Here is a 22,458-nt window from a genome sequence, read left to right as displayed (position 1 = left end):
GTGTAACATGTTTTTAAAAAAAATTGATACAATTCTACGAATACCTACACAGGTTGTCTGATAAATTGTTAAAGAACAACAGCAGTGCTATCTTAACTTTGTTATGTCTGTTAGTCAAGTTTTTAATGAATCTAAATGATTTTGAATATAATAATTTTATTTTTTTCTTATTAATAAAGTACCATATAATAATTAAATTATACCATTATAATAATAAATATTAATTTTATAATGTACATATTGAATTTTTAAACTTAATGATTTTTAAATTTATATTTAAATCTATATCAATTATATTAATTTTTATGAGGTTAATATAAAAATACTATTTGTATAAATTGCTTTTTTTTTAAAATTATATAATATAAAAAAGATATAATAATTATATTAATCAATTGGATTGTTAATGCGTATTAGTAAATATTTGTTATCTACATGTAAAAATGTTTCTTTTGATAATGAAATTATAAGTTATAGATTAATGTTACGTGCAGGACTAGTACGTAAATTATCTTCTGGTTTATATATTTGGTTGCCTACTGGTCTTCGTGTATTAAAAAAAATTGAAAATATAGTACGTAAGCAAATGAATAAAACAGGTGCAATCGAAATTTTAATGCCAATAGTACAACCTGCTGATTTATGGCAAAAAAGTGGTCGCTGGGAAAAATATGGTCCAGAATTATTAAAAATAACAGATCGTCATAATCGTTTATGTGTATTGGGTCCAACACATGAAGAAGTAATTACTAACTTAATTCGTAATGAGTTAAATTCTTATAAACAATTACCAATCAACTTATATCAAATTCAAACTAAATTTCGTGATGAAATACGTTCTAGATTTGGTGTTATTAGATCACGTGAATTTATTATGAAAGATGCTTATTCATTTCATTTAACTGAAGAATCACTTAAAGAAACTTACGATATCATGTACAATGCTTATTGTAATATTTTCAATGAGATAGGATTGAACTTTCGTGTAGTGCAAGCCAATACTGGATCTATAGGAGGTAATATTTCGCATGAATTTCAAGTAGTAGCAGATAGTGGTGAAGATCGAATGGTTTTTTCAACAGAATCTAATTATGCTGCTAATATTGAATTTGCAGAATCAGCTATATCAACAGATATTCTTTCATTACCAACACAAGATTTATTGCAAATTGATACTCCAAATGTAAATAGTATTACATCTCTTGTAAATAATTTTCATATCCCTATCGAAAAAACTATTAAGACATTAATAGTTAAGGGTTCAAAAGAAAATAGATGTAATTTAGTTGCATTATTGATTCGTGGTGATCATGAATTAAATGCAAAAAAGATAGAAAAATTGAATATAGTAAACTCACCTTTGACATTTGCTGATGAAAAAGAAATACGTCTTGAAATTGGAGCTGGACCTGGTTCTATTGGACCAATAGGTTTACATATACCCATCATTATTGATAGAACGGTATCAACAATGAGTGACTTTACTGCTGGTGCAAATATTGATGGTAAACATTATACTGGTATTAATTGGGGCAGAGATTTACCTATAACAAATATTGCAGATATTCGTAATGTTGTAGAAGGAGATTTTAGTCCTGATGGAAAAGGTTTGTTGAAAATTAAAAATTGTATTGAGGTTGGACATATTTTCCAACTAGGTACTAGATATTCTAATAAAATGAAAGCATTTATTCAAACTCGAAATAATAATAAAACAATACTAATGGGTTGTTATGGAATAGGTATCACTCGTATTATTGCAGCAGTTATTGAACAAAATTATGATAAACATGGTATTATATGGCCGATTGCATTATCTCCGTTTGAAGTGGCTATTATTCCAATTAACATGTATGGTTCTTGTCTTGTACGAAAAACTGCTGAAGATATATATAATCAACTCATCCTAGAACAAGTTGATGTCATTCTTGATGATCGAAAAGAACATCCAGGTATTATGTTGACAGATATAGAACTTATTGGTATACCATATATTATAATAATTGGTGATAATAATCTTCGAAATAACATAATAGAATGTAAAATACGTCTTACTGGAGAAATAAAAAGAATTAAAAAAAATAAAATTATTGATTTTATTTTAAAAAAAATAAAATAAAAATTAATTAACATGATTTGATATATTTATCACTAAATAAATATTTTCTTGTATAATTTTTTTGATACCATATAACTTGCCATCCATTCTTGTTTTCTAAACATGATCCATTAGATGTAACAAATAAATTTACTGCATATATCAATATGTCATTATAGAATATTAAAGGAATACGCTGACGGTTCCATGGTGGGATATTTAATTCTTGCCATATTTTTTTTATTTTATACTTATTATTGCGACCTAATATATTTACATAACCGTTTACATAAAATTGAATACTAACATCTTCTTTGGATGTAGGTAAACGTAATAAATTTTTATTATAATCAGCTTTAAGTAATCCCAAATCTTGAGGAAGGATTATTGGTTTATCTAATTCTTTCCAATTTATTTTTTTATATTTCAACGAACTATTTGTTTTTAACCAATATAAATAATGACGAAATTTTCTTATTTCATAAGAACCTAACTGCAAACAAGGTTGTTTATCTTTAATATTCATTAATACCTTATGGTAAATCAATTTTAATTTTATATAAGAAGGCATTAATCCACCTTGTTTAGCGATCCACCTTCTCAATAATGCATATACTTTTATGCTGCTCATCTTTAATAGAGGTAAAAAATATAAACTACCATTATTTTGTATTAGATCATTTAACTCATTTATCAGTAACTCATCTATTAAATTCTCTTGCTCTCTACATAATAGCGAACTACGTGTTACAGTTTTTATAAAACTTGGCCATTTAACAATTATTTTTGGTAATATAGAATGACGTAAAAAATTACGATCATAATTTATATCATAATTACTTTTATCTATTACCCAAATTAAATTATGTTTCTTTGCATAACTTGCTAATAATTTATGCGAATATTCTAAAAATGGTCTTAATATTTTATTTTTACCAATTATAACTGAGGGATAAATTGAAGCTAAACCTGCTGGACCGCTTCCGCGTTTAATAGCTAATAAAAATGTTTCACATTGATCATTTAAATGGTGTGCTGTCATTAATATCTCTTTAGGGTATAAAGCAGATATTAATGCTTTATATCTTTCTTTACGAGCTGTTGCTTCAATACCTTTTTTCTTAATGATATCTATAATATTAATTTGTAAAATGCTACATTTTAATTTCCATTTAGAACATATTTCTATGCAATGATTAGCCCAATGATTTGATTTTAAATGTAATCCATGATTTACATGTATAGCCCTTAGATTAGATTGAGGATGATTTTTCTTCCATATATATAAATAATGTAACAATACAGTTGAATCCATACCACCACTAAATGCTACTACAATATTAGAATCTTTTTTAAGTAATGAATCGACTGTATGGAAACACATGATATTAAAATCCATTATAAAATTGTTGTTTAAATAATTCTATATAACATAAATTCATTTATTTTTAAATAAACCTTGAGCGTATTAAAAATTGCTTATTTAAATAATATTGCATCTATATTTTTAAACATAAGATTTATTTTAATAAATGTTTTTTAATAAATTTTAAAAAAAATGATTTTGAATTAAACATATCCATAATTCATTAAGCGTTTATAACGACGTTTTAATATTGTTTCAATAGTTAATGTATCTAAATAATTTAAATCTATTAGTAATTGTTTTTTAAGATTAAATGCCATTTTTAATTGATTGCGATGTGCTCCTCCTAATGGTTCAGGGATTACTGTATCTATCAATTTAAGCATTTTTAGGCGACTAGCTGTAATACCCATAACTTCTGCTGCTAATGATGCCTTGTTTACATTTTTCCATAAAATAGTAGCACAACCTTCAGGAGAAATGACTGAATATGTACTATATTGTAACATATTAACCTTATCTCCAACACCAATAGCTAAAGCACCACCAGAACCACCTTCACCAATAACAGTGCATATAACTGGTACTTTTAATATAGACATTTCACGTAAATTTCTAGATATGGCTTCACATTGACCACGTTCCTCAGCATTTACTCCTGGATAAGCACCTGGAGTGTCTATGAAAGTAATTATTGGCATGTTGAATTTTTCTGCTATTTTCATCAACCTTAATGCTTTTCGGTAACCTTCTGGAGCAGGCATACCAAAATTTCTTAGTATTTTTTCTTTAACATCACGTCCTTTTTGATGTCCAATTATCATTACTGGGCGGTTGTTTAATCTTGAAATACCGCCAATAATAGCCTTGTCATTTGCATATAAACGATCTCCTGCTAATTCATCAAAATCATCGAATATATTATATATATAGTCACAAGTATATGGACGTAATGGATGTCTTGCTAGTTGTATAACTTGCCATGAATTTAAATTTGAAAAAATTTTACGTGTTAAATTTGTACTTTTTTTTTTAACTTATTGATTTCTTTATCTATGTCTATTATTTGGCTATTAACATAATTTATTGAGTTAAGAGATTTAATTTGTTTTTCTAGTTCTAATATTGGTTGTTCAAAATCTAAATACTTAAAATCCATACATTACCTATTTTATTTAAACTCAAGTGTTATTTGCTCATTACCTACTAGTAATTTCAAATCATCAATTATATTATTCTCAAGAGAAATAAACCAATGCTTGTTATGTTTTAATCTTATATTGTTTTTACATTCATAAATATTTATAGGAATACTTCCTGAAATACATTTGTCAATTAATTGATTAATTTCATTTAATAATTTACTATTAAGCTGTGTACTTGTAAGAAATATGGAAATTCCGCGTACATATTTTTCACGTGCTTGATTTATATTCATGACTCTTTGAGCTATGATTTTGATATTATCACGAAAATTATTAATTTGTATTTCGCCTGTAATAATTAAAAGATAGTCTTTTTTTAGCAGTGATTGATATTTATCTAATATCTTATTGTAAATGATAACTTCTATTCGCCCATAACTGTCATCTAGCATACATACAGCCATACTATTTCCACTATTGGTTGAAATAATTTTTATATTAATCAATATGCCAACTATAGAAATTATCTTGCCTACATTAACAAAATTAATATTGTTAATCTTTATTCCATTAGAGTAATGATTTATTTCATTTGCATAATAACGTATGGGATGACCGGTAAGATATAAACCAAGTGCTTTTTTCTCAGCATCCAGTTGCTTTTGTTCAGACCATAATGCACATTTTTCATAATGTTTTTCAATTTGTGCTGTTTGATTAAAATTAATTTCAAACATATCAAACTGCCCAGTTTTTTTTGTTTTCATATTTTGATTAGAAATTTTAATTGCTTTATTAATCGTATTAATCATTATAGAACGATTTGGATTTAAACAATCCAATGCACCAGACATAATCAATTTTTCTATTAACCGACGATTTATTTTTTTAATAAGAATACGATTACAAAAATCAAAAAAATCCCTAAATTTTCCTTCTTTAGATCTAGCATCAATAATAATTTTAATATGAATTTTTCCTAAACCCTTAATTGCACCCATGCCATACAAAATTTCTTTTTTTTTATTTACATAAAATTCATATAAACTATTATTAATATCCGGTGGAAGTACTTTTATCTTTATACGAGAACATTCATCTATTAATTTAACAATTTTTTCAGTATTATCAATATCTGCAGTCATAGCTGCTGCCATGAATTCAGAAGGATAATGAGATTTTAACCATAATGTTTGATATGATATCAGAGCATATGCAGCAGAATGTGATTTATTAAAACCATACCCAGCAAATTTTTCTAATATATCAAAAATTCTTGTTGATAATTTGGTATCAATGCCTATTTTTTCTGCTCCATGTATAAAAACAGAGCGCTGTTTAGCCATTTCTTCTGGATTTTTTTTACCCATAGCTCGCCTTAGTATATCTGCTTCACCGGGGGTATACCCAGAAAGAACTTGTGCTATTTGCATTACTTGTTCTTGATAAAGAATAATACCATAAGTTGATTCTAATATTGGTTGCAAGGTTTTATGTTGCCACTTAATATCAGGATAAGATATAATTTCCCTTCCGTGTTTTCTATTAATAAAATTTTCAACCATACCTGATTGCAAAGGTCCAGGACGAAATAATGCTACTAAAGCAATAATATCTTCAAAACAATCAGGTTGTAGACGTTTAATTAAATCTTTCATGCCATGTGATTCAAGTTGAAAAATCGCAGTAGTTTCAGCACGTTGTAATGTTTCAAAACTTATTTTATCTTCAAGTGAGATTTCATGAATGTTTAATAATGGTTTATTTTGATTTTTATTTTGGGAATTTATCATATTTATTGCCCAATTTATAATTGTAAGAGTTTTTAATCCTAAAAAATCAAATTTCACTAATCCAATATACTCTACATCATTTTTATCAAATTGCGTAACTGGATATAAACCATCTTCATCACAATAAATAGGGGTAAAATCAGTAATTTTAGTTGGAGCAATAACTACACCTCCAGCATGTTTACCTACATTTCGTATAATACCTTCTAATTTACGTGCTTTATTTATAAGTATTTTGATTTCTTCATCTGTGTTATAAATTTCTAGTAATTTTTTTTCAGTTTTAAGTGCTTTTTCTAATGTAATTCCTATATCATACGGAATTAATTTAGCAATTCGATCGATAAAACCGTAAGGATATCCTAGTACACGACCGACATCTCGAATAACTGCTTTTGCTGCCATAGTTCCAAAAGTAATAATCTGAGAAACTGATTCTTGGCCATATATTTCAGTAACATGTTCAATTACTTCATCTCTCTTTTCCATACAAAAATCAATATCAATATCAGGCATTGATATACGTTCTAAATTTAAAAAACGTTCAAATAAAAGATCAAATTTTATTGGATCTATATCAGTAATATTAAGTGCATAAGCTACTAAAGATCCAGCACCAGAACCACGTCCCGGACCAACAGGTATATTATTATCTTTTGCCCATTGAATAAACTCCATTACAATTAGAAAATAACTAGGAAAACCCATCTTATTTATGACGCTAAGTTCAGATTTAAGACGTTTATTATATTTGTTTCTATTTTTATTAAGCTCTATGTTATCTTTGAAAATAAATTTAAGCCGTTTGTTTAATCCTGACTGTGCTTTAATAACTAAAAAATCTTCTGGATTAGTATTATTTGCATGAAATCTTGGTAGAAAATTTTTCCCTAATATTAGATTAACATTACATCTTTTAGATATTTCAATACTATTTTTCAATGCTTCAGGAATATCTGCAAATAATTCACACATTTCATCTGCGCTACGCATATATTGTTCTGGGCTATAATTGCGTGGACGATTAGGATTATCTATAATGTAACCTTTATGTATAGCGACCCGAATTTCATGAGCTTCAAAATCTTCTTTGTTAAGAAAACATACTTCATTAGTAGCTACCACTGGTATATTTTCATCAATAGCTAATTTTACAGCTTTGTTTAAATAATTTTCTTCATCTATACGTCCTGTTCTAACTAATTGTAAATAGTAACTATTAGGAAAATTTTTTTTATAAAAATTTAAACATTTTGATACTAAAGATTTATTATTTAGTAATAAATTACGACCAATATCACCATAAAGTCCACCAGAAAGAATAATTAATCCATCTTTTAATTCACTTAACCAATTTATATCGATAGTAGGACCATTAATTTCATAACCTCTTTTGTAAGCACGAGAAATAAGCAAAATTAAATTTTGATATCCGATATTATTAGATGCTAAAATAGTTAATTTAGTAGGATTTTTGCTCAATAAACTGTTATTAACATTAAAATCTGTTCCAATAATTGGTTTAATACCCATAATACGAGATTGACAATAAAACTGTACTAATCCAAATAAATTAGTGAAGTCTGTCAGAGCAATAGCAGGCATGCCAAGCATAAAAGTTTTTTTAATTAAAGATTTAACTTTTATTAATCCATTGATCATAGAATAGTCACTATGAACATGTAAATGTATAAAACGCGGTTCTATAGTCATAATTTTATATTAATTTGATATTTTATTTTGTAAAACTATAGCATCATAAACTGGTTTAAAACTTCGTCTATGATATGGTGTGATACCGTATTTTTTTATATTTATTATATGTAATGCAGTAGGATAACCTTTATGTTGGGCAAAACCATATTGAGGATATAAAGAATCTAAATGAATCATTTCTAGATCCCGTGTTACTTTAGCTACAATAGAAGCAGCACTGATTTCACTAACCTTATAATCACCTTTAATAATTGCTTTTGTTGGTATAGATATATTAGGACAATGATTTCCATCTACTAAAACACAATGAGGCATAATGGATAGATTATCTACAGCACGTGTCATTGCTAACATTGTTGCTTGGAAAATATTTATTTTGTCTATTTCTTTTACCTCAGCATATCCTATACTCCAACTTAGTGATTGTTTTATAATTTTATTGTAAAGAGTTTTTCTTTTATTTGCAGATATTTTCTTTGAATCAGATAGACCTATAATCGGTTGACCAGGTATAAAAACTACTGCTGCAGTTATTACTCTACCTACTAATGCTCCTCTTCCTACTTCATCTATACCAGCAATTAATTTATTGGGACAAGTATCTACAAACATTACTAACACCTAATATTAAACATAACTTCATTAAGTATACATTAACAAATAGAATAAAATATTAAACAAATAAAAATTGATGCAAATATGATTTAAAATATAAATTTTATAAGATGCTATAATAACTAGTATTTTTTAAAATTTATTACTCAAAATAAATATAAAATATAATATTTTCCATGTAAAATTAGCGAATTAGTCCCCGACTAGATTTAGTAAAAAAATCACAAAAAGGTTGTATTTCTATATGTTCTTTTGCCAGAATTTCTATTCTGGGTTTAATTTTTTCTAAAGTTTCACCACTATGATAGAGTAAATGATAAGCACTTTTAATAATATGGAGAGATTTTTTACTAAAATTACGTCTTTTTAAACCTCTAATATTAATTCCCAATGCTGTTGCTCGATTTCCATACGCAACCACATATGGTGGAATATCTTTTACAACTCCTGAACAACCACCAATCATAACATGTGCACCAATAGTGCATTTTTGATGAATTGCTGTCATACCACCTATAATAGTAAAATTGCCAACTGTAACATGACCACCAAGAACTGTATTATTTGAAAAAATACAATTATCATTAATTATACAGTCATGCGCAACATGTGTATTAACCATTAATAAATTATTATTGCCTATAATTGTTACTTTACTTCCTTGTATTGTACCTCTATGAATTGTAACTCCCTCTCTGATACGATTATTATCACCAATATTAACATGCATAGGTTCTTCATAATATTTTAAATCTTGATTTGCTTCACCTATTGAAGAAAATTGATAAATTTTATTATATTTACCAATTCTAGTACGACCAGTAACTACAACATTTGAAGTTAATATTGTTCCTTCACCAATTTCAACATGTGATCCAATAAAACAAAATGGACCTATGTAAACTTTTGGACCAATAACAGCACCTTTGTCAATGATAGAACTCATGTGAATATTACTAGTAATATGCTTAACCATGCATTATTTTCTCAATTGCGAGCACATATTATTGTCGCTTCACAAACAATATGTCTATCAACAGTACTTATACCTTTAAAACGAGTGATACCACAACGTGTTTTTTCAAAAATAATTTTTGTAATCATTTGATCTCCTGGTATTACTAGACGTTTAAAACGAGCATTTTCTATACCAGCAAGATAATAAAATTCATTATTTTTTATTTTAACAGTACTCTTAAAAGCTAAAACAGCAGCTGCTTGAGCCATTGCTTCTAACATGAGTACTCCAGGAAAAATAGATCGTTTAGGAAAATGTCCTTGAAAGAATGGTTCATTAATAGAAATATTTTTTAATGCACATAAATAATTATGTTTTTTAAAATCCAAGACACGATCAATTAATAGAAAAGGATATCGGTGTGGTAATAATTTTAATATATCTTCAACTTTCAGATTATGAATTTCAACAGTCAAAATATTTTTCCTATGTTGATAACTAACTGAGAATCATAATTATAATCTGTATTAAATAAAATTTTTAATTATTCAAATCCAGAATTATACTAAAATTTTCAATTTATTAAAATAATTAATTTTATTTTTTTGATAAAAAGACATAATGCTAATTTTTAATTAACTAATTATATAATTAAAATACAATAACAAATATTTATTTAATTATTTATAATAGGCCTGTTATATTAATTAATAGGCCTATTAATTTTTACTTAATATATATGATAAAATACAAATTTTATTTATACACCCCCCCTAACAAATTATATAATAGTATGTTACGTTTATTTATATTAATATATTTTTTATAAAAATATTATTCACAATAAATATATTAAAATTAATTTATTTTTGTCACTAATTAACGTTTTTTAATACTTCCTTAGTAATATTTTTTATATGTGACATATAAGTAATAGCTTTGGAATCTATCACTATATTATAATTATGTATTTTTGCTACTTTTTTTATTGCTTTTTGAATTTTGATTAAAATTTTGTTACGTTCTTCTACTTGACGTCGACGTTTATCTCGTTCAAAAACTTGAGATTTAGCTGAAAAAAGATTTTGTTGTTTATTTATATCATTTTCGAGATGTTTTTTTTCAGTTAATTTCATTATTGACTTATCTCTGTTGAATGTTTTAATTTTATCTCGTAACTTATTTTCTTGAAGTTTTAGTGCATTTGCACGTGTTTTAAATTCATTGTCGATCTTTTTTATAAGATTGTTTTTTTCTGGTAGTTTTTGTAGAATGTCATATAAATTTATAACGGCAATTCTATCAGAAGCTTGTAAATAATTTGAAAATATTGAGATAATCATTAAACATACTAAATACAAAAATTGTTTCATAATAATTACCTGTATTTAATTAATAATTAAATAGTTAAAAACTATAAGTCTTGATATTACCATGTTTTTCCTGCATAAAATTGAAAATTTTCTACTTTATCTCCGGTGTATTTTTTAATTGGTATTGCATAAGAAAACACTAAAGGACCAAAAGGAGATGCCCATTCTAAAGAAATACCTGCTGACATTCTAATATTTTCAGGAGAGTTATAATTTGGCAAATTATCGATATTTTTTTCATCAATAGTATTTGTCCACATAGTATCCCATACGTTACCAAAATCAAAAAATAATGATGTACGTATTGAATTTAAATATTTTTCTTCTATAAAAGGTATAGGAAAAATTAATTCAAAACTACCAGTAAATGTTGCATTACCTCCTACTGTATCATTTGATAATAAGCATTTACCTTTTGAAATACAATCAGATGATATATCTCCTTTTAGGTAAACAGATTTTGGACCAATACCATTGTTCTGAAATCCTCTTATGCTTTTTGGACCACCAGCATAAAAATTTTCATAGAATGGCATTTCATGACTTTTAAACCCCATGCCATAACCAAAATATCCATGTCCTGATAAAATCCAATTTTTGTTACTGCTAATTGGTATATATTGATTAACATCTAATGAAACTTTGAAAAAGTTATTTATTGACTTTAAAAAAGTATTTTTTCCACTTAAGTGCGTATAGTTACCCATTGAAGGCAAAATATTTTGATTCAATGTATCATAAGTCCAACCATAATTGAAATTAAAATCTTTTGTTAAAAATTTACTTATTTTACCATCATTTGTGACAGATTTAAGATAACGATATATAGAAATTTGAGATTTAATATTATAAATATCATTTTTTGTATAACCTAAACCAAGATGCAATGTGCTATGTGTAGTGATTGGTATACCTATTGAGGTATCTACACCATAGCTTGTATCGTTATATCCATAATATTTATAATCCGTAAGAATACTATAAAAAATATGATTACTTAAACTAATACCATTTAGTGTAAAATATGGATTAACTAACAATATATCACCTTGACTTTGTCCTTGTTCCCTACTAGCATTTATGCTAAACATATTTCCAGTACCGAGCCAATTGTTTTGATTTATCTTGGCCTGAAAATTTAAGTTATTTGTTTTACCATATCCAACACCCAGTTTGATACCTCCAGTGTTCTTTTCCTTTACTTTATAAATTAAGTCAACTTGATCAGGGCAAGTTAGTGAAATTTTTTTCTCTAGTTCAACCGTTTCGAAATAACCAGTACGTTTCAATAGATCTGTACTTTGATTAACTAAATCACTATTTAGCCAAGTACCTTCCATTTGCTGTATTTTTCGACGTAAGACACTATCTCTTGATATATAATTGCCTTTAAAATATATTTGACGTACATAATAAATATGTCCTATATTACTATCAAAAAATAATTGAACTTTATTATTAATATCATCTATTTTGTAATGTATTATTATATTTGGATATGAGTATCCATAACCAATAATTGATTGTTTAATCCTATCTTTTGCTTGTTGTATTTTGTTAATGTTATACAAATCACCAACAGGAATTTTAATTAAATTTTTTAAATTATTAATATTTTTTAAATTGTTATTTAGATTGCTTTTGAATTTTATGCCTGATATCTTATATTGATTTCCTTCATGAAGGTTAATCGTAATAAAAATTCCCTTTTTATCTGGTGTTAAACTTAATTTAGTTGATTTTATTTTAAATCTTAAATAACCATTACTAAGATAAAAATTACGTAAATTCATGAGATCTTTTTCTAGTTTTTGTTTTTGATATCTACGATTTTTTATGATATTCCACCAAGTGGTTTTATCTCTTAATTCAAATAAACTAATTAATTTATTTGAATTAAATTTTTTATTTCCAATAATATTAATTTGATAAATTTTTGAAAAATTACCTTCATTGAATATAAACTTAACATCAACGTAATTATTTGATAAAGGAGTGATAACAGTATTTATATTAAAGTTGTATTTACCTATGTTAAAATAGAACTCTTCAAATGATTTATTGATTAATGAAATTAAAGATTTATTTAAAACAGCTCCCGCAAATACATTGAAAGTATCAAGAGATTTTTCTATTCTATCTTTTTTAATAAGATTATTTCCTACTATAGTGATCTTCGATATAATGGGAAGTTCTTTAACTTTAATAATTAATGTATTAGAATTTTTAGTAACTTTTATTGCCTCAAAATTATTAGTAGAATATAATGATTTAATGATGTTTTTGATTTTATTAGAATCAATTATATCACCTATTTTCACTGAAATTATAGATAACATCGAACTCGAGGAAATTCTTTCAAGTCCTTCAAAAGAAATGTTATGGATTTTATCTGCTCCATAAACATTAATAGTGATAAAAAACAAGAAAGTTAAAAATAATTTTTTTATTGCCATTGCTATTATAATATTCCATTAATTTATTCTATCAATTAATCAAATTTTACTACTAACAAAATTTGAAAAATCATTAGATACTGCAATTACTATTAAGATTATTAAAATACTAAAACCTACCAAAGAACAAATATTTTGAAACTGTTCAGATAAAGGTTTTCCTTTTATTTTTTCTATTATTAAAAACAACAAATGTCCACCATCCAAAACAGGAAGAGGAAATAAATTAAAAACACTAAGATTAATGCTGATTAAAGATAAAAAAGATAGATAAGAAATAATTCCATGTTTAGCCGATATACTTGCTCCTTTAGCGATTGTAATTGGTCCATTTAAATTATTTATGTTTAAATTACCGCTAATTAAATCAAATATTGAATAAATGATTAACTTAACTAATTGCCAAGTTTTTATGATAGAACTATTAATTGCATAAATCAGTCCATGTCTTTTTATGATTTTATAATTCTTAGGAAAAATAGTTTGTGGAATTAATAATAAATTGTTGTAAATATTATCTTTTATGATCGTATCTGTTTTAACTTTCAATCTTAATACTTTATTATTACGTCTAATATCTAATATTATATTTTTATTCTTATATTCTCTGATGTAATTTATAAAAGGCTGGGAATAAGGTAATAAATGACCTTCTAATTTAGTTATTATATCTCCAACTTTCAAACTGTATTTATTTAATCTATTAACTTTAGCTACAATAAAATTTGTTATTGGACGTGCTGGAATAAGTCCGAGCATCAATAATGGATCTGTAGATGCATGTATATTTATTTCATTCAAATTTATCTTTTTTGTATAAAAAATATTTTTATTAGGATTTAAAAGAGTTAAAGTAATATCTCTATCCCTCTTAGACATTAATATAATGCGTACCATACTCCAATCTGTAGTTGTAATATTGTCAATTTTTTTAATTTCCATTCCAGGTTTAATTTCTGCTTTTTCTATTACAGATCCTGTAACAACTTCACCAATTACCGGTACGACTGTTATTGTATTTTTAAAAAATAAAATTGAATATATAAAAATAGCTAGCATTAAGTTAGCAATAGGGCCAGACAATATGACAACAGCTCTTTTCCAAATAGGCTGTCTATTAAAAGTTCGGTGTAATAAATGCGCAGGAACGTTATCCATACGTTCATCTAGCATTCTAACATATCCACCTATAGGAATTAATGAAATAACAAATTCAGTATCATTAATATTAAACCTGAATATTGATTTACCAAACCCAATAGAAAAACAATTAACTTTAATACCATAAAAGCGAGCCATATAAAAATGTCCAAATTCATGGACTGTAACCAGTAAGCTAAAAGTTATTATAAAAACCGTGATATTCCAGATAACATCTAACATACTTAATATAATCCTCAAAACCATTGAATGGCAGTAGTCATAAATAAACCAAATATTGGAACAACTGTAGTTAAGCTGTCTATACGATCAAGAATACCACCATGACCTGGAATGATATTACTACTATCTTTGATACCAATTTCACGTTTCAACATGCTTTCTGTAAGATCTCCTAAAAGAGCAGCAAAAGCAATTATAACAGTAAATACTATAAAAGATTTTTTTGAGAAATTTATTATGTTTAAATTGAATAATAAAAAATCTATTAAAAATACGAAAATTACACTAAACAAAAAACCTTCCCATGTTTTATTAGGTGAAATTATAGGAGCTAACTTGTGTTTACCAAACATTTTACCAAAAAAATAAGCACTGGAGTCAATACAACATGTTAAAAAAATGATAAATAAAATACACCAAGATCCTGCAAATTTATCTTTATCATAATTAAAATATCTAAATACAGATAAGATATAAAAAAAAGGAACAAGAGTAAGAATACCAAATAGAATCCGAATTAAATATGAATATTTCCAAAAAAGAGAAGATACAGGGTAGGTTAATACCAAAAATAATGCTATTATCCACCAAGATAAGGAAATCCATATAAAAGAAGCAGTCATTAATGAATTTATGTTGTGCTCATGCAGATTAAATACAAATATTAACAATAATATTACACCAAAAGATAAAGCCACTAATATACGTTGATAAAATAAAACTATACCTGACAATTTACTCCATTCCCAAGCTGCTAGTATACATACAGCCAACATAATAAACTCAAAATTTAGAGGAGATAATAAAAATAATGCAATAACTGTAAAAACAACTAAAATACATGCAGTAATAAAACGGTCTTTTAACAAAGACACCTCCATGTTCTATTTATTAATGTCAGGTAATACCGTACCATAACGTCTCTCTCTTAAATAAAATGCTTTTAAAGCACTATCAAAGATAATTTCATCAAAATCAGGCCACAGAACATTAGTAAAATAAAATTCAGCATAAGCAATTTGCCATAGTAAAAAATTACTAATTCTATATTCTCCACCTGTTCTTATTAATAAATCCACTGAAGATAGTTCTTGAGTAGCAAGTTGAGACGTTAAAGTATCTTCAGTTATTTGATCAGGATATAAATAACCTCTGTATACTTTTTCTGCTAATTTTTTTACACCTTCAATGATATCCCATCTTCCATCATAATTAGTTGCTATGTTAAGTAGTAAGCTATCATTATTTTTAGTTAGCATTTCAGCATAACTAATGCGATCTTGAATATTTTTACTGAAACAACTAATATCCCCAATGATACGCAAACGAATATTATTACTATGAATACTTTTTACTTCAAGTTCTAAAGCTGATATAAATAATTCTATTAAAGCTGATACTTCTTGTGCAGGACGTTTCCAATTATCTCTGCTAAAAGCATAAAGAGTTAAAATTTTTATTTTATGATACAAAGCAAAATTCACAGCCCTTTTTACAGATTCAATTCCCGCTTTATGACCATAAATACGTAACTTTCCCTTACTAATTGCCCAACGACCGTTACCGTCCATAATGATAGCAACATGGTATGGATTGTTTTTTTTAATATCATTATTAAACAACATAATACATAATAAATTCCATCTATTATAAATTTCAACAATAATATTTGTCATGCAAACATGTATTAACTATAACATTAGCAATGAAATCAATCAAACACTATTACAATAAGTGATATTATCAATTGAATAGAGCTAACATTTTTTCAGCAACATCGCGAGCTACACGATCAATTTCAAGTATCGCTTCTAGTGAAGATGGTTCTTGACATGAAAAAGATGTTAAAACTGCTTGGTTTAATGAAGCAATATCGGTAAATTTAATTTTATGCTTTAAAAAAGCTGAAACAGCAACTTCGTTAGCAGCATTAAGTATAGTAGTTGCTGCTTGTCCATCATTAGATGCATCCATCATTAATTTTAAACAAGGATAACGACTAAAATCTAGTTCTATAAAAGTAAATGCATTAGTACTAGTAAAATCTAGTGGTTGTACACCTGTATTAATCCTAGTCGGCCAAGCCATAGTATTAGCAATTGGTATACGCATATCAGGTGTGCCTAATTGAGCTAATACACTACCATCACAATATCGTACCATAGAATGAATTATTGACTGAGGATGCAATATTAATTCTATCTGATTTGCACTAGCATTAAATAACCATCTTGCTTCAACATATTCAAGACCTTTATTCATCATTGTCGCAGAATCAACAGAAATTTTACGCCCCATAGACCAATTTGGGTGAGCACAAACTTGTGCTGGAGACATTTTATTTAAATATTTTATATCTGTATTAAGAAAAGGTCCTCCTGATCCAGTTAGAATAATTGATTCAATACCATTTTTTCGTAAATCAGCATAACCTAAATGATTTTGTACGGAGAATGGTAAAATTTGGAAAATAGCATTATGCTCGCTATCTACTGGAAGCAATTTTGCATTATATCTCTTTACTGCTTCCATAAATATACGACCGCAAGTTACAAGAGATTCTTTATTTGCGAGTAATACAGTCTTACCAGCACAAATTGCTGACCATGTAGGTAATAATCCTGACGTACCAACTATAGCAGCCATTACTTGATCTACTTCATTAAGACCAGCTAACTCACATGCTACCTTAGTACCTGATAAAACTTCAGTGGTTATTTTAAGAGATCTTAATTTTTTACGTACTTTTTCAGCTGCTTTTTCATTAGCCATAGCAGCATAACGAGGTTGAAATAACTCGCATTGTTGAACCATTAATTCAATATTTTGACCAGCAACTAATGCGATCACTTGATAAAGCTCTGGATTGACACGAATTACTTCTAATGTATTAATTCCAATAGATCCTGTTGAACCCAATAGAGTTAATTTTTTCATGACAATATCCAGATCAATTAAAAAATAATTACTAATTAAATACAAATTTAAAATTTCATTAATTCATTTTCTTTTTCTGAAAGAAAAGTATCAATTTTACTAATATATTTTTGAGTTATTTTTTGAATTTTTGTTTGTATGTTATGTTCTTCATCTTCGCTGATCTTTTTTTCTTTTAGCATTAATTTAATTTTATCATTACTATCTCTTCTAATATTACGTATTGAAATACGACTTTGCTCAGCTGTATTTTTTACCAATTTAATTATTTCTTTTCTGCGTTCTTCAGTTAATGAAGGTATGGGAATGTAAATATTATTTCCTTCTATTCTTGGATTAATACCTAAATCAGATTTTTTAATAGTATTTTCAATTAAAGAAATCATAGAAATATCAAATAAATTTATTTTTAACATACGTGTATTTTCTACAGTTATACTGGCTAGTTGACATAAAGGTACCAAGTTATCATAATATTTCACCTTTATACTATCAAGTATAGTAGTTGATGCACGTCCAGTACGTACTTTGCTCATTGTGTTTTTTAAAAGCTCAATACATTTGTCCATGCGTATTTCTATATTTTTTTTTATATCATTATTCACTTTACAAAATCCTTATATTTAAATGAATCAATTATTAAACTATAAACAAATATTAAATTCTGTATAAGTCAATGATTTATTTTATTAATTTTAGTTTTTAATTATAGTTCCTTCTTTCTGCCCAAGAACTATACATTTCAAAGCACCAAATTTATTTATATTAAAAACATGAATAGGCAAATTATGAGCACTTGCTAACGTAAATGCAGTAAGATCCATAATTTTTAGTTCTTGAGTTAATACTTCAGAATATGTTAATTGCTCATATAAAATTGCGTCTGCATTATGCGCTGGATCAGAGGAATATACCCCATCTACTTTAGTAGCTTTTAATACAACATCAGCTTCAATTTCAATTCCACGCAAACAAGCTGCAGAATCAGTAGTAAAAAAAGGATTACCAATACCGGCAGAAAATATTACCACATGATTTTCATTTAAAAGATCATTTGCTTTTGACCAATTATAATCATCACAAATACCAGTTAAATGAATTGCTGACATTAAACAAGTACGAGTATAAGCACGATGTAATGAATCACGAAGAGCTAAACCATTCATTATAGTTGCCATCATTCCCATATGGTCTCCTACTACACGATTCATTCCAAATTGAGCTAAACTTTCACCTCTAAATAAATTTCCTCCTCCAACTACTACTGCAACTTGTATACCTAATTTAATGAGTTCTTTTATATCTTGTGCTAAACGATTAAGAAAATTTGTATCAATACCAAAACTTTCATTACCTTGTAAAGCTTCACCACTTAGTTTTAAAAGAACGCGTTGATAAACAGTATTTACATTATTTATCATGGTCAATTATTCCTGAAAAAATTATGTATATGTAGAGGAAATATAGAATCTGACCGATTATTTATATAATTAATTTTTTTAACATAACGAAATTAATTTGTTGTTTTATTTTTTAAAATAAAAAACCGCTGTATTTGGAGCGGTTTTTTTAAAAATTAAAAATTTTTATTCCCTATATTAACTTTAGATATATCTTGTATTGTTTTTTCACCTACTTCAAAACGTATAAAATCAATTATTTCAGCATCTTGCTCCTCTAAAACTTGATTAACAGTTTTATTTGTATCCATAACAAAAATTTGGCCAATCAGAGAAATTTCATCCTTGAATTTTTTCATACGACCTTTTACTATTTTTTCTGCAATTTCATGTGATCTACTTGATTTAATTGCAATTTCATTCTGAATTTCATATTCTTTTTCAAGAATATTAATAGGTATATTTTCAGGTTTAATGAATTTAGGATCGCTTGCTGCAATATGCATAGCAATGTTTTTAATTAATGTATTGCTAATATTAAATCCAGAAATTAATACACCAATACGATCTCTATGTAAATAGGAGCCTAATTCATTTCCTTTCAATATACTTAGACGTTTTATTTGAATGTTTTCACCTATCTTAGCTACTAATGTAATTCTTTCTTCTTCAAATGTTTTTACAAGAGTATCTAGATCCATTTCAGGATCAATACCTACTGCATCTATTAATTTATCAGCAAATTTTAAGAAATTGATGTTTTTTGTCACAAAATCTGTTTCACAATTTAATTCTAAAATTGCACCATAGTTATGAAAAATTTTCAGCCTGATAATACCATTAATTGCAATATTATTTGCTTTTTTTAGTGCTTTTACAGAACTAGATTTACGCATATTTTCTATAGCTAAATCAATATTACCGTTGACTTCAATTAGCACTTTTTTACATTCCATTATTCCTGCACCAGTACATTCACGAAGTTGTCTAATCAATGCAGCATTAATGTCAACCATTTTAAACCCTCGTTAATATTTTGATAATTTGTGTCTATTTTTTTTACTTTTAAAAAATTACTTTTTTATTAGAATAAATACAATAACCCACTGCATAATAGATAACATTAAACAAAATTGGTTTATTATATAGTTAGATATAACAGATTATATCTATAATTTCATGAAATTACTTCTCTCATTTGAGAATGAGTGTTATTTTGAGAACGACTTTCACATATCGCTGATACAATAATACCTAAATATAAGTTAACAGCACGCATTGCATCATCATTGCCAGGAATAATAAAATCAATACCATCCGGATTAGAATTAGTATCAACTATAGCAAACACAGGGATACCCATATTATTTGCTTCTTTAATTGCAATATTTTCTCTATTAGCATCAATAACAAACAGTGCATCTGGTAAACCACCCATATCTTTGATACCACCTAAACTGTTTTCTAGCTTAGATAATTTACGTGTACGCAATAAAGCTTCTTTCTTTGTAAGTTTATCAAGAGTTCCATCTTTAGACTGTATTTCAAGTTCTTTTAAACGCTTGATAGATTGACGAACAGTTTTCCAATTAGTTAACATACCTCCTAACCAATGGTGATTAACAAAAAATTGTTCACATTTTAATGCAGATTCTTTTATTGCTTCACTAGCAGCACGTTTGGTACCGACAAATAAAATTTTACCTTTACGTGAAGAAATTTTACTTAATTCAGTAATAGCTGTGCTAAACATTGGCACAGTTTTTTCAAGATCAATAATGTGAATTTTATTACGGGAGCCATATATGAATGGTTTCATCTTTGGATTCCAATAACGAGTTTGATGACCAAAGTGAACACCAGCTTTAAGCATATTACGCATGGAAATAATTGCCATGAATACCTCTAAATTTATCGGTAGTGAGATCTGCGTATATCATGTATAGTCAACTATGTAAATATTTTTTGATTATTTAATATATTTAAAAATATAGTACATTCATTATAATATCAAATTTTTCTAGAATAAATAATTATTTAGCATTGTCATAGCTTAATAATATTTAATATTAAAACACATACACTAAAATACATACTAACTTATATTATGAATACATATATAGTTTTCATAATATATTGAATGAATGTTAACATAAAAATATTATTAATGTTAGATTAAATTTTTATAAATTTGGATTAATACAATGTCTATTTTGATAAAAAACAATACAGAAATTGAAAAAATACGTATTGCTTGTCGTTTAGCTGCTGAAGTATTAGAAATGATAAAGCAATATGTTATACCAGGTATAACAACAGGAAAACTTGATAAAATATGTCATGAATATATTATTAACCAACAACATGCAATACCTGCCTGTTTTGGGTATAAAGGTTTTCCAAAATCTGTTTGTATATCTATAAATGAAGTGGTATGTCATGGTATTCCTAATAACAATGATATTTTAAAACATGGAGACATTGTTAACATCGATGTAACAGTAATTAAAGACTTATATCATGGAGATACATCTAAGATGTTTTTAGTCGGGCAACCAACTATTCACGGTCAAAATTTATGCAAAATTGCTCAACAAAGTCTTTACTTAGCATTAAGTATTATCAAACCAGGAATTAATATTAACAAAATTGGTTATACCATTCAAAAATATGTAGAAAAAAATGGCTATTCTGTTGTAAGAGATTATTGTGGTCATGGCATAGGCAGGAATTTTCATGAAGAACCACAAGTTCTTCATTATTATAAAGTTAAAAATAATGAATTGATATTAAAAAAAGGTATGATTTTTACTGTTGAACCCATGGTAAATCTTGGTAATCATCATGTTTATACAACTAAAGATGGTTGGGCTGTAAAAACACATGATAAAAGTTTATCTGCACAATATGAGCATACAATTTTGGTAAACAATACTGGATGTGAAATTTTAACATTGAGAAAAGATGAAATAATTCCAGTATTAATAAATAATTAATAATTTTAATTAAACAATAATATTATGAATTTAATAAATTATATTTTTAAAACTTTTAACAATATAAATTTTATTTAATATTATTATAATTAAATCAAGATAAATTATTAATCTGCCTCATAAAAATAGTTGTAATATGTATGATAGTTTGTTTTTTACTTCGATTATACAAAAATATATTAAATTAAAGATGATAATCTGTTTTTAAATTTTTCTATTTAA

Annotated in this window: 17 protein-coding genes and 1 pseudogene; 2 read left to right on the top strand and 16 right to left on the bottom strand. The window is 26.6% G+C overall.

Going from position 1 to position 22,458, the window contains the following annotated elements; all coding sequences use genetic code 11:
• Positions 1-406: 406 nt before the first annotated feature.
• Positions 407-2,119, top strand: a complete 1,713-nt coding sequence (locus tag CRV12_RS02365) for a proline--tRNA ligase (protein ID WP_136131039.1) — start codon at positions 407-409, stop codon at positions 2,117-2,119.
• 7 nt (positions 2,120-2,126) lie between these two features.
• On the opposite strand, the gene tilS is transcribed toward CRV12_RS02365, so the two are convergent.
• From tilS to rpsB, 16 genes and pseudogenes are all read right to left on the bottom strand, one after another.
• Positions 2,127-3,482: a tRNA lysidine(34) synthetase TilS gene (tilS, locus tag CRV12_RS02360; RefSeq protein ID WP_136131038.1), complete on the bottom strand. Its 1,356-nt coding sequence runs from the start codon at positions 3,480-3,482 to the stop codon at positions 2,127-2,129.
• 185 nt (positions 3,483-3,667) lie between these two features.
• A pseudogene (accA, locus tag CRV12_RS02355) lies at positions 3,668-4,623 on the bottom strand (acetyl-CoA carboxylase carboxyl transferase subunit alpha).
• A 12-nt stretch (positions 4,624-4,635) separates the two neighbouring features.
• Positions 4,636-8,115 carry a DNA polymerase III subunit alpha gene (gene dnaE, locus CRV12_RS02350; protein ID WP_136131037.1) on the bottom strand — a complete coding sequence of 1,160 codons (3,480 nt, stop codon included), beginning with the start codon at positions 8,113-8,115 and terminating at the stop codon, positions 4,636-4,638.
• A 9-nt stretch (positions 8,116-8,124) separates the two neighbouring features.
• Positions 8,125-8,730 (bottom strand): ribonuclease HII, encoded by a 606-nt coding sequence (rnhB, locus tag CRV12_RS02345; protein ID WP_136131036.1) that lies wholly within the window; start codon positions 8,728-8,730, stop codon positions 8,125-8,127.
• 187 nt (positions 8,731-8,917) lie between these two features.
• Complete coding sequence (lpxA, locus tag CRV12_RS02340) at positions 8,918-9,709, bottom strand: acyl-ACP--UDP-N-acetylglucosamine O-acyltransferase (protein ID WP_136131035.1); 792 nt, start codon at positions 9,707-9,709, stop codon at positions 8,918-8,920.
• A gap of 11 nt (positions 9,710-9,720) precedes the next feature.
• Positions 9,721-10,167 carry a 3-hydroxyacyl-ACP dehydratase FabZ gene (fabZ, locus tag CRV12_RS02335; RefSeq protein WP_136131034.1) on the bottom strand — a complete coding sequence of 149 codons (447 nt, stop codon included), beginning with the start codon at positions 10,165-10,167 and terminating at the stop codon, positions 9,721-9,723.
• A 399-nt stretch (positions 10,168-10,566) separates the two neighbouring features.
• A complete protein-coding gene (locus CRV12_RS02330; RefSeq protein WP_136131033.1) occupies positions 10,567-11,064 on the bottom strand; it encodes an OmpH family outer membrane protein in 498 nt (165 codons plus the stop codon).
• A gap of 56 nt (positions 11,065-11,120) precedes the next feature.
• Positions 11,121-13,520, bottom strand: coding sequence for an outer membrane protein assembly factor BamA (bamA, locus tag CRV12_RS02325; RefSeq protein WP_136131032.1), 2,400 nt, complete (start codon positions 13,518-13,520; stop codon positions 11,121-11,123).
• Positions 13,521-13,559: 39 nt separating this feature from the next.
• A complete protein-coding gene (gene rseP / locus CRV12_RS02320; RefSeq protein ID WP_158676344.1) occupies positions 13,560-14,903 on the bottom strand; it encodes an RIP metalloprotease RseP in 1,344 nt (447 codons plus the stop codon).
• Positions 14,904-14,917: 14 nt separating this feature from the next.
• The gene (locus CRV12_RS02315) at positions 14,918-15,772 is read right to left on the bottom strand and encodes a CDP-archaeol synthase (protein WP_136131030.1); all 855 of its coding nucleotides are present in this window, start codon (positions 15,770-15,772) and stop codon (positions 14,918-14,920) included.
• Positions 15,773-15,787: 15 nt separating this feature from the next.
• Positions 15,788-16,528: a polyprenyl diphosphate synthase gene (gene uppS / locus CRV12_RS02310; protein ID WP_136131045.1), complete on the bottom strand. Its 741-nt coding sequence runs from the start codon at positions 16,526-16,528 to the stop codon at positions 15,788-15,790.
• 118 nt (positions 16,529-16,646) lie between these two features.
• Complete coding sequence (gene ispC, locus CRV12_RS02305) at positions 16,647-17,840, bottom strand: 1-deoxy-D-xylulose-5-phosphate reductoisomerase (protein WP_136131029.1); 1,194 nt, start codon at positions 17,838-17,840, stop codon at positions 16,647-16,649.
• Positions 17,841-17,887: 47 nt separating this feature from the next.
• On the bottom strand, positions 17,888-18,445 hold the full coding sequence (frr, locus tag CRV12_RS02300; protein ID WP_136131028.1) for a ribosome recycling factor: 558 nt from the start codon (positions 18,443-18,445) through the stop codon (positions 17,888-17,890).
• 90 nt (positions 18,446-18,535) lie between these two features.
• On the bottom strand, positions 18,536-19,261 hold the full coding sequence (pyrH, locus tag CRV12_RS02295) for a UMP kinase (RefSeq protein WP_136131027.1): 726 nt from the start codon (positions 19,259-19,261) through the stop codon (positions 18,536-18,538).
• Between the two features lie 155 nt (positions 19,262-19,416).
• On the bottom strand, positions 19,417-20,256 hold the full coding sequence (gene tsf, locus CRV12_RS02290; protein WP_136131026.1) for a translation elongation factor Ts: 840 nt from the start codon (positions 20,254-20,256) through the stop codon (positions 19,417-19,419).
• 161 nt (positions 20,257-20,417) lie between these two features.
• Positions 20,418-21,137, bottom strand: coding sequence for a 30S ribosomal protein S2 (gene rpsB / locus CRV12_RS02285; RefSeq protein ID WP_136131025.1), 720 nt, complete (start codon positions 21,135-21,137; stop codon positions 20,418-20,420).
• A 307-nt stretch (positions 21,138-21,444) separates the two neighbouring features.
• Between rpsB and map the strand changes: the two genes are divergently transcribed.
• Positions 21,445-22,236: a type I methionyl aminopeptidase gene (gene map, locus CRV12_RS02280; RefSeq protein ID WP_136131024.1), complete on the top strand. Its 792-nt coding sequence runs from the start codon at positions 21,445-21,447 to the stop codon at positions 22,234-22,236.
• Positions 22,237-22,458 lie beyond the last annotated feature (222 nt).

This window comes from Candidatus Pantoea edessiphila, from assembly GCF_002933315.1.
GTDB lineage: Bacteria > Pseudomonadota > Gammaproteobacteria > Enterobacterales > Enterobacteriaceae > Pantoea_C.
The sequence above is the reverse complement of the archived record's forward strand: the minus strand, read 5'-3'. Positions and strand labels throughout refer to the sequence as shown.